Annotated in this window: 1 pseudogene; it reads right to left on the bottom strand. The window is 62.6% G+C overall.

Annotation, left to right across the window (positions count from 1 at the left end):
• Positions 1-1518, bottom strand: a pseudogene (locus tag BMY36_RS19080) (beta strand repeat-containing protein); the annotation flags it as partial.
• Positions 1519-1579: the final 61 nt, after the last annotated feature.

Genomic DNA, 1579 nt, shown 5'->3' with positions numbered 1-1579 from the left:
TGTATCGTCGCCCACCGTGCCCACTTGTGTTGCAGCGCCGCTGAAATCACCGCCAAACACCACAAAGCTCGCCCCAGAGTAGCCGCCATTCGGGGAGTCGCTGTTGGCCCCGACGATCAGGTCGTCAAACCCGTCGCCGTTCACATCGCCTGCAGAACTCACCGACTGGCCCGAGAGGTCATACGCCGAGACGCCGTTAATCACAAAGCCACCGGTGCCCGCCTCAATCGCGGATAGCTGCACCGCCGTGCCGTCCGTCTTGCCAAACACCACAAAGATCGCGCCAGAGTAGGCGCCATTCGGGGCGTCGCCCGGTGCCCCGACGATCAGGTCGTCAAACCCGTCGCCGTTCACATCGCCCGCAGAACTCACCGACCTACCCGACTGGTCATCCGCCGACACGCCGTTGATCACAAAGCCGCCGGTGCCCGCCTCGATGGCAGACAGCTGCACCGCCGTGCCGTCCGTCTTGCCAAACACCACAAAGCTCGCGCCAGACTTGTTGCCATTCGGGTCGTCAGAGGGAGCCCCAATGATCAGGTCATCAAACCCGTCGCCGTTCACATCGCCCGCAGAACTCACCGACACGCCCGAGCTGTCATCCTCCGACACGCCGTTGATCACAAAGCCGCCAGTGCCCGCAGCGATGGCTGACAGCTCCACCGCCGTGCCGTCTGTCTTGCCAAACACCACAAAACTCGCGCCGGAGTAGGCGCCATTCGGGCCGTCGCCAAAGGCCCCGACGATCAGGTCATCAAACCCGTCGCCGTTCACATCGCCCGCAGAACTCACCGAAGCGCCCGAGTAGTCATACGCCGACACGCCGTTGATCACAAAGCCGCCGGTGCCCGCCTCGATGGCCGACAGCTGCACCGCCGTGCCGTCCGTCTTGCCAAACACCACAAAGCTCGCGCCAGAGCTGTAGCCATTCGGGGAGTCGTACCGTGCCCCGACAATCAGGTCGTCAAACCCGTCGCCGTTCACATCGCCCGCAGAACTCACCCAATAGCCCGACTGGTCATACGCCGAGACGCCGTTGATCACGAAGCCGCCAGTGCCCGCCTCAATCGCTGACAGCTCCACCGCTGTCCCGTTCGTCTTGCCAAACACCACAAAGCTCGCGCCAGAGTCGGTGCCATTCGGGTCGTCTTTGTCGGCCCCGACGATCAGGTCGTCAAACCCGTCGCCGTTCACATCGCCTGCAGAACTCACTGAAGCGCCCGAGTAGTCATCCACCGACACGCCGTTGATCACAAAGCCGCCGGTGCTCGCCTCAATCGCCGACAGCTCCACCGCCGTGCCGTCCGTCTTGCCAAACACCACAAAGCTCGCGCCAGAGGAGCCGCCATTCGGGTCGTCGCTAAGGGCCCCGATGATCAGGTCATCAAACCCGTCGCCGTTCACATCGCCCGCAGAACTCACAGAAAAGCCCGAGAAGTCACTCGTCGACACGCCGTTGATCACAAAGCCGCCGGTGCCCGCCGCGATGGCCGACAGTTCGACGGGGCTCTGTTGCACAAATCTCATGAGGGATTCATCTTGTGAATCCAGCATGGTAGCTGTGTGGTATGAGTAAACC

The organism is Pseudorhodobacter antarcticus, from assembly GCF_900110135.1.
GTDB classification, from domain to species: domain Bacteria; phylum Pseudomonadota; class Alphaproteobacteria; order Rhodobacterales; family Rhodobacteraceae; genus Pseudorhodobacter; species Pseudorhodobacter antarcticus.
Note: the sequence above shows the minus strand (reverse complement) of the source record. Positions and strands in the feature narration are given on the sequence as shown.